General features: G+C 43.1%; 7 protein-coding genes and 3 pseudogenes. 4 read left to right on the forward strand and 6 right to left on the reverse strand.

What is annotated here, in order from left to right; translation table 11 throughout:
* Window positions 1–300 (forward strand): annotated as a pseudogene (locus tag QUB08_RS29815) (ISAs1 family transposase); the annotation flags it as partial.
* Window positions 301–326: 26 nt separating this feature from the next.
* Here the strand turns inward: QUB08_RS29815 and QUB08_RS29820 are convergent.
* The 6 genes and pseudogenes from QUB08_RS29820 to QUB08_RS29845 all read right to left on the reverse strand — a co-directional run.
* A pseudogene (locus tag QUB08_RS29820) lies at window positions 327–1,098 on the reverse strand (ISKra4 family transposase); the annotation flags it as partial.
* An 80-nt stretch (window positions 1,099–1,178) separates the two neighbouring features.
* Window positions 1,179–2,348 (reverse strand): ISL3 family transposase, encoded by a 1,170-nt coding sequence (locus QUB08_RS29825; protein ID WP_333229646.1) that lies wholly within the window; start codon window positions 2,346–2,348, stop codon window positions 1,179–1,181.
* Window positions 2,349–2,588: 240 nt separating this feature from the next.
* Window positions 2,589–3,692, reverse strand: a complete 1,104-nt coding sequence (locus QUB08_RS29830) for an IS630 family transposase (RefSeq protein WP_333229648.1) — start codon at window positions 3,690–3,692, stop codon at window positions 2,589–2,591.
* A 45-nt stretch (window positions 3,693–3,737) separates the two neighbouring features.
* Window positions 3,738–5,264, reverse strand: a complete 1,527-nt coding sequence (locus tag QUB08_RS29835; RefSeq protein WP_333229650.1) for a CHAT domain-containing protein — start codon at window positions 5,262–5,264, stop codon at window positions 3,738–3,740.
* A gap of 788 nt (window positions 5,265–6,052) precedes the next feature.
* Complete coding sequence (locus QUB08_RS29840) at window positions 6,053–11,128, reverse strand: nSTAND1 domain-containing NTPase (RefSeq protein ID WP_333229652.1); 5,076 nt, start codon at window positions 11,126–11,128, stop codon at window positions 6,053–6,055.
* A gap of 172 nt (window positions 11,129–11,300) precedes the next feature.
* Complete coding sequence (locus tag QUB08_RS29845; RefSeq protein ID WP_333229654.1) at window positions 11,301–11,501, reverse strand: hypothetical protein; 201 nt, start codon at window positions 11,499–11,501, stop codon at window positions 11,301–11,303.
* Window positions 11,502–11,746: 245 nt separating this feature from the next.
* Here QUB08_RS29845 and QUB08_RS32235 point away from each other — a divergent pair, with 245 nt between their 5' ends.
* From QUB08_RS32235 to QUB08_RS32245, 3 genes and pseudogenes are all read left to right on the forward strand, one after another.
* The gene (locus tag QUB08_RS32235) at window positions 11,747–12,571 is read left to right on the forward strand and encodes an IS1634 family transposase (RefSeq protein ID WP_445300968.1); all 825 of its coding nucleotides are present in this window, start codon (window positions 11,747–11,749) and stop codon (window positions 12,569–12,571) included.
* A 95-nt stretch (window positions 12,572–12,666) separates the two neighbouring features.
* Window positions 12,667–12,987 (forward strand): hypothetical protein, encoded by a 321-nt coding sequence (locus QUB08_RS32240; RefSeq protein WP_445300969.1) that lies wholly within the window; start codon window positions 12,667–12,669, stop codon window positions 12,985–12,987.
* Between the two features lie 74 nt (window positions 12,988–13,061).
* A pseudogene (locus QUB08_RS32245) lies at window positions 13,062–13,514 on the forward strand (IS1634 family transposase); the annotation flags it as partial.
* Window positions 13,515–14,077 lie beyond the last annotated feature (563 nt).

Genomic DNA, 14,077 nt, shown 5'->3' on the forward strand with positions numbered 1-14,077 from the left:
AGACCCAAGAGTAGACCGAACCAAACAACACTTACTAAAAGACATTCTTGTAATTACCATTTTAGCTACGATTGCCGATGCCCACGGGTGGGAAGACATCGAAAATTATGGACTCAGCAAGCAACAATGGGCGTGAAGAATTTTTAGAGTTACCCAATGGCATACAAGCGCGATGATACATTTCGCCGGGTGTTTGAAAAGCTAGACCCGAAAGTTTTAGAGCAGAAGTTATCGCAATGGTTGCAACAAATTATGGGTTCAGTCTGCCAAGAAATCATCCCCATAGATGGCAAAAGTTTGGGGTGCATCTCACTTTGGCAAATACATCAAATTGAAAGTTGACCGTTGAGATAGGCACAGCGAAGAGCAAGGATAGAGGAAACGTTCTCAATATTCCATTGCGCTCCCGATATTTTCACCCTTAATCCAATGCGTTTAATTGTTGATTCCACTGTTCCCGAACCTATCGAACTTATGGATTCTTCTTTGTAGTATTGGTAATTGACTATTCGACACCGATGGGTTTCTAAATAATTGCAAAATGTTTTAAATGCTTGACCTTTAAAGTCTTTTAAAATATTTATAACTTGATCAACTTTGCCTGACCACAACATAGTTTCTGCTGATTTTAATCATTTTATTGAACCCCCTACCTTGTAGAGATTTTCTTTCAGATGATACCAATCTAAGATTTCTTGTCTTTGTTCATTCTCTCCAATTTCTTTAAATATGTTCCAAATACCGGCATGACCATCTCAAGCGGCAATACATAGGGTGTAGTAATTTTTGGCTATTAGTCCAATCAATTAAATCTTGATTATTTTGAAAAAATGCTCCCGAATAAACATTATCTAAACACACGGCTTTATAGTCTTTCCAGTAACACCCCTCGCCCTTGGTTTCGTTGCGTAGCCTAACTTTACCGCCATCCAATGTAATTTCTTGGACTCCTTGTTTTGATTTAGGCAATTCAAATTCTTGTCTCTTGACTAATCTTTGTAATGTACTGTGAGATATTTTGATACCCGTAAATTTTTCCAAATCTTTTTCTGCCATTTGATAAAATTCGTTGGCACTGATTAAAAGACAACATTTTTGGCTCTTCAGAACTTGTGCTGATAACTTTATCTAATCAATTGCTAAAATGTTTAATGTTTTTGAGTGGTTAAATCTGTAAGTTATAAAGAGTCCGATGAAAAAGCTGACAAAAGACGTAACCGAAAGTTTTCAAAATTTGTAAACCCATAGCCTTGCCGTTTGATGAGCTTTATTTTATTGTTGATTCCTTCCATAGTTCCACTGGTAGAATGACTGATAAAGTAATTACAGATGGTTGGCAAATGGTCTGAAATAGTTTGAATAACTTTGCCATAAATTTTTGGGGCTTTTTGCAACCATTCTTCAAAGCGTTTTTTGCCTTCTAAAACCGTTTTACTGGTTTCATAAATTTCGCGAAATTTTTCTTTATATTCGTAAGCAGCTTTGAATCGCTTAGATGTAGATGAGGATAATAAATTTTCTAATTCAGTGCGTTCTTCATGATTCATATCAATTCTGTTTTTCAAAACCAGAGACAGTTTTTTCTGTTCTTTAACCCCAGAAGATTTAGCAATTTTTTTCAACTCTTCAATGAGAGGTTTCATCACATGAAATCGGTTCGTCACAATTTGAGCATTGGGGAAAATTTCTTCAATAACTTTTGGAAAGCCATGCCACATATCAACACTAACTTCTGTTACCGCTTTTCTGACTTGAAGCGGAACTTCTGAAAGCTTTGATATCAAACAATCTTGGGTTCGTCCATCAATGACTTCTATAAGCTTCTTTTTATCTAAATCGCAGAGCACCGCTTTATAATTTTTATGCCCTTTACGCATAGCAATTTCATCAAGACTTATCCGACTAACTCCGAGCCACTGCTGCTCGGCTATATTGGAAGCCCAGTGATTAAATATTCCTTGAATTTCATCATAAGATAGCCCCTCAACTAATGCAACTGTAGCTATATTTGATGACTTTACGCGCTCAAAAACCTTTTTTTCATATCGCAAAGTATGTCGCCGCTTCCACTCTATCCAAGGCAGTTTTTCGGTGAAATACTTTTGACAATGACGACAATAAAATTGCCGCCGGGGAACCTGTAAATAAGTAACTTTATCAAAACAAGGAAGGTCTCGTACTAGGATGGGACGATTTTGATTGATTTCGGTGGTAAAATTTTGACATGAAGGACAGTGTGTTCCTAAGTTGGTCAATTTAATCTTTAGGCAAATTCCATCTTCTAGCATTGTAAATTCTCTAACGGTCACTTCAGGTAAGCCCAGTATTAAATCGAGATGATTTTCCATAAACCGAAGCTCAAAAATTTTTAGGGTAAAAGGGTGAGTATCGGCTCAATAAGTAGGGGTAGCAGAGGAAAAAAAGTAAGCAAGGTACATAAAGTGTTATAAAATAGGACACATGACGCCAAAGATTATTTCAAAAGACAAGTCATCCTCCGATTTACTGCAAACCATTGACCCAAAAGGGATTGCAGACGAATCAATGCGTCAGACAGTAGAGATAAGCTGTTCGACATCTAAACTGCATTAACTCGCGTTACCTTTGTTTTTGATGTTTCGGTTCCATTTCATAATTAATTCTCCTTCATTTAAAAGTTTATGTAACAGTGCTTCTAGTTTTTCAATGGATTCAAATAATCTATTAGCAACATATTCCTTGGCGGAATGCCATACTAATTCAACTAGGTTATAGTCAGGGCTATACTTGGGCAAAAACTCTATGATTAGATTCGGCATCTCTGACGCTATTTTCTGCAAAGTCTCTGCTTTTTTATGAAAACTAGCGTTGTCCAAAATTATCACAAACTTACAGCCCTTATCTTTAAAGTCTTCTGCTAAATTTCCTTGCAATATCCACTCGGATTTTAAATCTTCATAAAAAGTTTTCAGCACAGCATAAAAATTAGCAGAATTACCAGATGGAATAAAATCTACCCATCTTTTTTTGTCTGAGTATCTCACTCCACCCATAACATTAATACGACCTTTTCGTCGGTCTCCTCTTTTATTACTTCGAGTCCCCTTTTTACACCAGTTTTTTCTTCTAATTACTCTTAAACTAAATCCACTTTCGTCCCAAAACCATACTTGCAATAGGTTTGGAGATTCTTTTTCTCTTTTTAAAGACTCAGCTAATTTATCTTTAAATAAACCCCTTTCTACGGCATCTTGCTTATCCTTCAAGCTGTATTTAGCCCAAAGGTAAACATACTTTTTTGATTTTAAAATTCTCCTTACTTGGGTACTACTCAGTTCAATTCCCGTCTGCTCTCCTAGATATATTGCAAGTCTAGCGGTTGTCCATCTTCCGAACTCATAACCATATTTTTCAGGGTCTACTTCAACTATTTCTAAAAGTAAATTAATGTATTTCTCTGTAGCTTTTCGGTAATTACCCTTCATCCTGTTATCTTTAAAACTGTCTAAATTTTCAGGATCACCATGAACGCTCCAATAGGCAACTTTTCTGAGAGAACATCCAATTAGTTCAGCAGTTTGAGCTTGTGTATTTCCGTTATTTAGTAATAAAAATATTAACGCTCTTTGTCGAATATCTGGATGCTCATGGTCTTTTAATGCTTGTTGCAGAGTTTCCTTTGTTTCTGAACTGAGGAAGTTTTTAGTAGGCATTGACTTGATCGGAAAATTATCATATTATACCATACAATATGCGTTTTAGATGCTGAACAGCTTAACCGCTAAGAAATTATCCTTCGCCAATTCCTTTTGTAAATCTCTAATCAGCTCATCGCGCCCAAAGAAGAACTTGTGGTATTGTTCTTCTGCAAAGGAAGATAGACCGGGAAAAGGACACTCCGCCTTGTATTCTGGTGGTTGTTTGCCCAAAGCGGAGAGAGCATCAAAGCTGATTTCCAGGACTTGATCGCACAGGTGATCGATCTCTACTATTGCCTGCTGGCGCTGTTCGCGCGCTGTGCGTGACTCGGCTCCCCGGGTATCTTTCAGCGTCTCTACCTGCGTTTTAAACCTCTGCTTGAGTACCGAAGCATTAGGGGCGCGTTCTGCCAGGAGTTTGCTCAGCTTTTCAATACCATACTCGATTTCCTCGTCTGTTAGCTCGCGATCGTCAAGGCGATCGCTAAACAAGGGACGCCCACCCAAGCGACTAAACAAAGCCGGGACAGCAATATCGTGGCGCTTGGACAATCCGGCTGTTGCCTCTTGTAGCGCCGTATCTACCTCTCCTGACTCTCTGAGTCGTCGATAAAAGTTCTGTCCTAAAGCCAAGCCTGTTTCTACGCTCACCTTGCGTGTCATCGCTACTACCGCAGGCATCCCCAAGTTTCTGACTAATCTTTGCCCTAATCCACCTAATCCTACTTCGGCTCTGGGGTCGGCACTTTCGCAAGTGCACAGGAAGGTAAAGTGAGGTAAGCTCCTCTGATAATTACCGATGTTCTTGAGCTCTGAAAGTAATTCTTCTCCCGTAACTGGCTGAACTTGGTTATCTGCTTTTGCCCAGTACAGAACTGTTTCTCCATTATCCAGCAGCTTGCCGTGGGCGACAAAGTGTAGCAATGTGTATGGCTTCTTGGCGTTAGTCAGTTGCTTAGATAGTTCTTGTAGCGTTGGGGGCCCGATCGCACCTGCAACATCATTTGCCAAAATTTCGTAAGGAATTTCACCAAGCGCTTCCTTGACTCCAGATAAGACAGCTTCAACGTCAAAAGGTGCTAATTGAAACTTGCCGATATTAGAGGGACTCGCTACCAGCACCAGTGCTCGCAAGTCACGTCGTCCTATGGGGGGAAAGCGGCGATCGATAATGGTGGGAATGTATAGGGAAAAGGGTACGCGCTGGTTGCGGGCTAAAAGATGCCAACTCCCATCGGCATCAATCGGAGCGCACAGCCTTTCCCAATGTAAGGTTTTGATAGGGTCATTGTCCGCCGCTTCGATCGACAGCAAAATTCGTAACAGGGAGTCCTGACTACTCTTGGATAGGGCACGAACAAAGGTGTCGTATACAGCCCCTCGAAACAATGCTTTGCCAAGATGAGTGCCGTATTCCCTCTCGTTTTCTTGCTGTTGAGTGAGTTTGTTCAAGTCCTCCTGATTTAGCTGGAGGGTTTCTTTTGAATGGATGGTTAGTCCGTCTGGTTGCTTACACCTGACAACAATCGGCCAGCTACTATCGCCTGATTTGCTCTGAATGGTAATCTCGAACTCAAAGACGTTCATAGGTCATGTCCTCTCATTATTTCTCGATCTCTATATAGTCAGATCCCAAATAATCTCTCGTTATTAACACTAATTATAACCTACATATTAAACTGGTCGAACCTAATCATGTAAGGGCCTAGGAACATAAATCCTGAAGTACATTGACTATTTTTTGCTAATAAAAACCTAATCATGTTCAATCTTAACAGAAATTATTCATTTTACCTAAATAGGCGGTAAAATGTGGGGAGGAATCCACTGCTATTGAATATATCGACTTCCTGATTGCGACGCAAAACGCATATATTTGTAACGAAGGAAATCGCATTCACCTGGCTTAAATTAAGGTGACACAACCGATGTAAAAAAAATCCGCCATGGATTCTGAAATAAAAAAGTTACATAGCGAACTCAAGCACTTAACAGGTAGAGAAGCTTTTCAAAGTCGCCAAGCCATGATTCAAATAAATCATAGTGTCTGTGCAAGTTTAGGGTAGAGTTTTATTAAAAATAGCGCGTTTGATGGAAAAAAAAGTAGACTACTTAAAGAACAAATTACTCTCAGACTACCCCAAACAAGAACTTAAAAAGTCTACTACTATTATATATAGTCTAATCCTTTAACAGGAAAGTCGGTATTTTTTTGAACAGTTAAATTTTGATTTTTATGACGTTCGCTCACTTATTTTTCCGAGCCTTCAGAAGTTTTAGCACGCTATATAATATAGCGTGCCTGCGTAAGTCTTGATGTTGTTAGGGGGCGATCGCAACAGAAGACTTGTGTCCTCGTTTCGGTCTGACGCTCACTACTTTTTTGGTGAACTACTAGCAGTGCTGATACCATCACAAAGATGGCGATCGCTCTCACTGAGCTCGACACTGGGGTTCTTTAGATAGTCGCGCACCCAATCGCAGTTCATTGCTAGGAGTTCATCCATGTCGCCAATCTTCCACAAGCGGGCTGTGCCGTCTTGTCCATGAGTGAGTATAAACTTACCATCTTTACTGAAAGCAGCATTCCCAACTGCGCCTTGATGCCCTTTGAGAAGAGCCAACTGGTTGCCCTTAGTGTCCCACAGACGGGTAGTACCGTCTTCTCCACCCGTAACTAAGAACTTACTATTGGCACTAAACTCTAAACTCCAGATCTTACCTTGATGCCCTTTGAAGACATACAACTGGTTGCCCTTAGTGTTCCACAAACGGGCAGTGCCGTCTTCTCCAGCGGTAATTATGTACTTGCCATCTGGACTAAATTCCGCAGCAAAGACCGTACCTCTATGCCCTTGGAAGAAATACAACTGCTTGCCTGTGGTGTCCCACAGACGGGCAGTGCCATCTTCTCCAGCAGTAACTATAAGCTTCCCATTGGGGCTGATCTCTACATCAAAGACCCTACCTTGATGCCCTTGGAGAAGAGCCAACTGGTTGCCCTTAGTGTCCCACAAACGGGCAGTGCCATCATCTCCAGCAGTGACAATAAGCTTCCCATCTGGGCTGAATTTTGCACGATTGACCCTACCTTGATGCCCTTGGAGAAGAGCCAACTGGTTGCCCTTAGTGTCCCACAAACGGACAGTGGTATCATCTCCAGCAGTGACAATAAGCTTCCCATCTGGGCTGAATTTTGCACCATTGACCCTACCTTGATGCCCGTTGAGGACAGCCAACTGCTTGCCAGATATGTCCCATAGACGGGCAGTGCCGTCTTTTCCTCTAGTAACTAGGATATTGCCATTTGGACTGAACTCTGCATCATCGATCATCCCTTGCTGCCCGTTGAGAGCCTTCAACTGCTTGCCAGACTTGTCCCAGACACGGACATTACCATCTTCTTCTACAGTGATTATGTCATTGCCATTTGGTCTGAACTGCGCTTCATAGACCTTACTTTGTCCGTGAAGGAGGATAAACTGTTTACCAGTAGTGTCCCACAGACGGACGCTGTCGTCTTTTCCAGCAGTGACTAAAAGTTTGCCATCCGGGCTGAACATGGCGCTCTTGTCCTCACCTTGATTCATTTTGAGGACGAACAACGGCTTGCCTTTAGTGTCCCACAGGCGGACGCTGTCGTCTTTTCCTACAGTGACTATGAGCTTGCCGTTCCGGCTGAACGCCACGTTATAGATATCACCTTGATGCCCTTTGAGAGTGACAAACAGCTTGCCTTTAGTGTCCCACAGGCGGGCGGTGTCCCACAGGTGGGCGGTGTTGTCTTGGCCACCACTGACGAAAAGCTTGCCATCGGGACTGAACGCCACGCTATAGACCTCACCTTGATGCTTTTTGCGGACAGTCGATCGCTTACTGGAAGTGTCCCACACACGGGCATTGCCGTCTTCTTCAGCAGCGACGAAAAGCTTGCCATCCGGACTGAAAGCCACGCTATTAACCCCACCTTGATGCTCTTTGAGAATGCCCAACTGCTTGCCAGACCTGTCCCACAGACGGGCGGTGTTGTCTTTTCCAGCCGTGACTAAAAGCTTGCCATCCCGGCTGAACATGGCGCTCTTGACCTCACCTTGATGCCCTTCGAGAACAGCCAACTGCTTGCCTTTTGTATCCCACAGGCGGGCGGTGCCGTCGCCTCCAGCAGTGACTATGAGCTTGCCATCCTCGCTGAACATGGCGCTCTTGACTTCGCCTTGATGCCCTTCGAGAACAGCCAACGGCTTGCCTTTTGCATCCCACAGGCGGGCGATGCCTTCTTTTCCAGCAGTGACTAAAAGCTTGCCATCCGGGCTGAACGCTATGCTATTGACCTGACCTTGATTCGTTTTGAAATCGGCCAACTGCTTGCCTTTTGTGTCCCACAGGACGATAGTTGGCACCGGGCGAAATAGGCTTTCAGATCCACTGGTAGCCAAAGTCTTGCCATCCGGGCTGAAAGCTATATTATAAACTTCCCTTTGATTGCTTTCTAAACGGTTAATTTCATGTCCTGCATAAATTGTCTGGGACAGCTTGCCTAGCACTTGCTCCTTTAACCCAGCGTCTGGCCAAAGTGCTTGCCAGAACGACTGCTTGAGTGCTTTCGCTGCCCGTAAACTTCCTATCCGTGCATCCAGTGTCTGATTAGAAGCCAAGCGGGCTTCAGCGGATTCTAGAAAAGCCTGAATTTGCTCGATTTCTGATTCCCTCCACTTAATTCCAGCAACGATGGCAAATCCACCCAAGACAAAAGCGGCGCTCACAGCCGCCATAAGCTGACGCTTTCTGCGTTGTTCCTCAAGCTGGCGTCGTCGCTGGCGCAACTGCACACAAGCCAAAACATATTCCGCCTCTTCTTGGTTAAGATGCACAAATTTGGGGTGCTTCCACAACACCTCTGCATCTTCTAATCGTCCCCCCTGATGGATAAGATAAATGTCTTTGTCTGGTTGCTCCCGATGCTGATGCCAATCTTCGGCCGCCTGATTGATGGTTTCTCGCAATAGCAAGTCATTGCGGTTCTGATTCAACCAATTTTGTAACGTCGGCCAGTAGCGGATTAAAGCTTCATGGGCAACTTCCACCTCTTCCTTCCCCGTAGCTTCGTTGCGACTGGTAACTACCAGCCGCACCCCTTCACCAGCCAACTGCTGCACCAACTTCCTTGTTGCTGCTAGATCATCGCCTGTTGGCACCAAATCCTCTAACTCCACCCTGCGGCGCGTGTCCCGTCGCTTCTCCCCTACTACAGCACTCGCATCCAAGCGAGTTAAGCGCAAGAAAATATTCCGAATTTGCTCTTGCTCAGCAACTGACAAGCTATTGTAGAAATCATCGGCAGTCTTAGCGATCGCCTTTTGGACTCTACCGATCGCTTGATACTCCTCATCGCACAGCCAGCGTCCCCGCCGTCGCTTCCACAGTTCCTGCAACGCATATTGCAGCAGCGGCATTGCCCCAGGCTCCCCTTGCACGTCATTGAGAATCGAGTGGCTCAAGCCAGATTCAAAGCGCAGTCCTGCACTATCTGCCTGCATCTTCATGGCTGTAATCAGTTCCGCAGGTTCCATCGGCCCAACCAATTTTTGTCGAGTTTCAATCCGCTTTCTCAGTTCGGGGTAGAAGGTACACTCTCCCAAAAAATCTGCCCGCATCGTGATTACAACTTTCCGTTGTTCGGCAACATTTAATAACTTTTTAATGAAGGCTTGCCGATTGTCTTTATCGTCACAGAGGGTAAAAAGTTCCTCAAATTGGTCTACTACTAATATTGAATGTTGCTCTAATAGCTTCGATAATCTTTCTAATCGTCTTTCTAGCTGCTTCAGAGGCTCTTTTCCAGGCGTCATGTAAGCCCACAGGAGGCTGATCTCCTCCTCTTTAAGCTTAGGAATCAGTCCTGCTAGCACTACCGATGACTTACCACTACCCGAAGTGCCAATTACGGCTAAGAAATTGTCCTTCGCCAGTTCCTTTTGTAAGTCTTTAATCAGCTCATCGCGCCCAAAAAAGAACTTGTGGTATTTTTTATCCGCGAAGGAAGACAGACCTGGGAACGGGCACTCAGCCTTGTATTCTGGTGGTTGCTTACCCAAGGCTGCCAGAGCATCGAAACTCAGGTCGAGCAGTTGCTCGCAGAGGTTGTTGAGTTCTACTATTGCCTGCTGGCGCTGTTCGCGGGCGGTGCGTGACTCGGCTCCGCGTGTATCTTTCAGCGTCTTTACCTGGGTTTCAAATCTCTGCTTGAGTACCGAAGCATTAGGGGCGCGTTCTTTGAGGAGCTGTTGTAGCTTTTCAATACCATACTCGATTTCCTCGTCTGTTAGCTCGCGATCGTCAAGGCGATCGCTAAACAAGGGACGCCCACCCAAGCGACTAAACAAAGCCGGGACAGCAATATCGTGGCGCTTGGACAATCCGGCTGTTGCCTCTTGTAGCGCCGTATCTACCTCTCCTGACTCTCTGAGTCGTCGATAAAAGTTCTGTCCTAAAGCCAAGCCTGTTTCTACGCTCACCTTGCGTGTCATCGCTACTACCGCAGGCATCCCCAAGTTTCTGACTAATCTTTGCCCTAATCCACCTAATCCTACTTCGGCTCTGGGGTCGGCACTTTCGCAAGTGCACAGGAAGGTAAAGTGAGGTAAGCTCCTCTGATAATTACCGATGTTCTTGAGCTCTGAAAGTAATTCTTCTCCCGTAACTGGCTGAACTTGGTTATCTGCTTTTGCCCAGTACAGAACTGTTTCTCCATTATCCAGCAGCTTGCCGTGGGCGACAAAGTGTAGCAATGTGTATGGCTTCTTGGCGTTAGTCAGTTGCTTAGATAGTTCTTGTAGCGTTGGGGGCCCGATCGCACCTGCAACATCATTTGCCAAAATTTCGTAAGGAATTTCACCAAGCGCTTCCTTGACTCCAGATAAGACAGCTTCAACGTCAAAAGGTGCTAATTGAAACTTGCCGATATTAGAGGGACTCGCTACCAGCACCAGTGCTCGCAAGTCACGTCGTCCTATGGGGGGAAAGCGGCGATCGATAATGGTGGGAATGTATAGGGAAAAGGGTACGCGCTGGTTGCGGGCTAAAAGATGCCAACTCCCATCGGCATCAATCGGAGCGCACAGCCTTTCCCAATGTAAGGTTTTGATAGGGTCATTGTCCGCCGCTTCGATCGACAGCAAAATTCGTAACAGGGAGTCCTGACTACTCTTGGATAGGGCACGAACAAAGGTGTCGTATACAGCCCCTCGAAACAATGCTTTGCCAAGATGAGTGCCGTATTCCCTCTCGTTTTCTTGCTGTTGAGTAAGTTGGTTCAAGTCCTCCTGATTTAGCTCAAGAGTTTCTTTTGAATGGATGGTTAGTCCGTCTGGTTGCTTACACCTGACAACAATCGGCCAGCTACTCTCACCTGATTTGCTCTGAATGGTAATCTCAAACTCAAAGACGTTCATGGGTCATTTCCTCTCATTATCTCTCGCTCTATATCTGGTCATATCACAAATAATATGTTTTTATTAACAATAATTATAACGTCAATATAAAAATGGTCGAACCTAATCATAGAAAAGCATAGGAACATAAAATATTAAGTGGTTTTTTTACCGAACATAAATTAAACAAATTTTAAGCCCAAACCAAGCAAAAACAGGCTTTGTCGATAGTAAATACGTCCATATTTTCTTGCACCCAGCGCACAAATCTATAAGATATAGCTGTTGTCAACCCACATTCCGCACCCCCAACTGGCACTACCGGCGGATTGAGGGAGTAAAAGTGAATCATCCGAGACAAAAATGAGTAGAAATACTCAACTATCTCGGTCACTCAGCATTACCCAGTAGTCCATTCTGGAAAATTGACGTGAGGGCGTGAGTCCTATCTGATGTAAGTTAAAATTGCGATCGGTAAAAAACCAAGTTTATGACCTCATAGTCACCCGATCGCAGCCGCGAAAATGCGTTAATTACGATCGCTCTTCCGTAACCAATCATCACCAAAAATAGTGTAAACTGGCGAGATCGATCAACGCTCAAATCAGGATTCAGCAGCCCATGCAGAAAGCATCCCAGATGAAAGTAGAAAACTTAGATCATCTAGGCTTAGTAGCCGGTCTAATTGATGAAATAGGAATTGTCCAAAAAATCAATGAATTAGTAGGGGAACAACCGGGCGAGATAGTCAGTCCCGGCCTAGTAGTTAAAGCCATGATTATCAATGGATTAGGGATGTTTTCCGCCCCATTATATTTATTTTCTAAATTTTTTGAAGGGAAAGCAATAGAACATTTACTTGGTTCAGGAATTCAAGCATCACATCTGAATGATGACCGTTTAGAAAGAGTATTAGATAAATTATATTTGGCAGGAATCACCAAAATATTCACAACTATTGCGTTAGAAGCAGCTCAAAAATTCGAGATAAATACCGACACATCTCACTTAGACTCAAGTTCATTTCATCTACATGGCAAATATGAGCAAGAATTGCCATCAGTATCTTTTTCTAGCATAGAAACAGATAGCAATCAATCAGATAATTCATCCATCAACCATCAAACATCCCCAATACCAATTCAGATTACCTACGGCTACTCTCAAGGGCCAAGTCCCGACTTGAAACAATTCATTTTAGACCTAATTTGTAGTGGAGATGGAGATGTGCCACTATTTCTACGAGTAGCTTCAGGAAACGAATCAGATAATTCCATATTCGCCTCAATTTGTCAAGACTTTAAAAAACAATTAAATCTCGACAGTTTAATGGTAGCTGACAGTGCATTATATACAGCTCCCAATTTAGAAATGTTAACCAATTTAAGATGGTTAACTCGTGTACCGCTGAGCCTTAAACAAGCGCAGAAACTGGTGTCTCAGCTTGCAGGAATCAGAATTTAATCAAAGTTCAGTGACGGGATATAGCTGGTCAGAACACAAAAGTAATTATGGTGGAATTGAACAAAGATGGTTAGTAGTAGAGAGCAGTTTGCGCCGTGATGCTGACCAACGTAAGGAGTGAAAAAAAACTCAAAAAAGCTGAAGTTGAGGGTCAGAAAAAGTTACGAGAGTTATCAAATATTGAATTTGCTTGTGACGCCGATGCCTCAGCAGCGGCCAGTCGTTTATCCAAACAACTGAAATATCATAATTTAACTCAAATTAGCAGCAGACAAACTACAGCAAAACCAGCTACTAATTCGACCATTTCTCATGACAACTCTAGCTCTAGCTTGATCTTTAAAGTTGAAGCAAAACTGGAATTAGATGCTAGTGTGATTGCTAAAGAAAAGAAAGCTAAGCTGTTACGCATTTAAATTGGAAATTCGGGACAGGCTAGAAGCCCGTCCCACAAGAGTTTTATTGATTTTTGACACACAGTTTAAATGTAGAACAGCTTAGTGGCAGATTTATCTTAGCTACAAATGTGCTGGATGCATCACAATTAAAGCCTGATGAAATGATTGTGAAATATAAGGAACAGCAATCGGCAGAGAGAGGGTTTGGGTTCCTGAAAGACCCACTATTTTTTACGGATAGCGTGTTTCTGAAGTCGCCAGAAAGAATCGAGGCTTTAACTTTGGTAATGGGTTTGTGTTTGTTGGTTTATACTTTAGGTCAAAGGTTACTCCGGCCAAACTTGCAACTCACTAATAAAACCGTAAAAAATCAGTTGGGCAAAGGAACAAATCGACCTACTTTGCGCTGGATATTCCAAAGTTTTCAATCGATTCATGCCGTTTGTATTCAGGGGATTCAACAAGTTTCTAATTTGACATCCGAACGGTTGGCGATATTAAATTTGTTTCCACTCACCTGTCGGTCTTATTATTTCTTGTTATGAAATGAAGTCGAATATTGATTGATAAAACTGACTTACAGTTAAGTAATTGTAGGTGCAGCAGTGATGTATAATTGTCATAATGCTGGCGATATATGCTGGGAATTAATAGTTGTTAATGGTCTGATTTTTGACGTTTTATGGGTTAAGAAGATTTAATTCATGCCCTCACGTTAATTTTTAGGAATTCCTAACTGGGTGATGCGATCGTTGCACAGATTTTTGGGTGTTTTTACTCATTATTATCTCGGATGATTCATTTTTACCCTCTCAATCCGCGTATGTGCCAGTTGGGGGTGCGGAATGTGGGTTGTCAAAGCTGACAAAGCGGAGCGTAAATGTCTCTATAGCCTTTCTCAAATAAATGAGGTCTAATAACAGCAGTGGGTCAACCACAAAACAGAGGTCTGGTTCACAAAGAGAGTTCAAATGCGATTACCCAGAACCCTTCGACAATGGTTTATATGTTCTCGTACTCTGACAACGAAGGTAATTGCTCAACTAGGGGAAAAAAGGGAGCCATGAATAGAGAGGGCTTGTTGAATAGCTTGATAAGCAGTTAAGCC

Origin of the sequence: Microcoleus sp. BR0-C5, assembly GCF_036705045.1 — a bacterium.
Taxonomy (GTDB): Bacteria; Cyanobacteriota; Cyanobacteriia; order Cyanobacteriales; family Microcoleaceae; genus Microcoleus.

Excerpts from the sequence above, each read along its gene's own strand:
- QUB08_RS29825 (WP_333229646.1), bottom strand. The coding sequence starts at position 2,348 with ATGGAAAATCATCTCGATTTAATACTGGGCTTACCTGAAGTGACCGTT.
- QUB08_RS29830 (WP_333229648.1), bottom strand. The coding sequence starts at position 3,692 with ATGCCTACTAAAAACTTCCTCAGTTCAGAAACAAAGGAAACTCTGCAA.
- QUB08_RS29835 (WP_333229650.1), bottom strand. The coding sequence starts at position 5,264 with ATGAACGTCTTTGAGTTCGAGATTACCATTCAGAGCAAATCAGGCGAT.
- QUB08_RS29840 (WP_333229652.1), bottom strand. The coding sequence starts at position 11,128 with ATGAACGTCTTTGAGTTTGAGATTACCATTCAGAGCAAATCAGGTGAG.
- QUB08_RS32235 (WP_445300968.1), top strand. The coding sequence starts at position 11,747 with ATGAAAGTAGAAAACTTAGATCATCTAGGCTTAGTAGCCGGTCTAATT.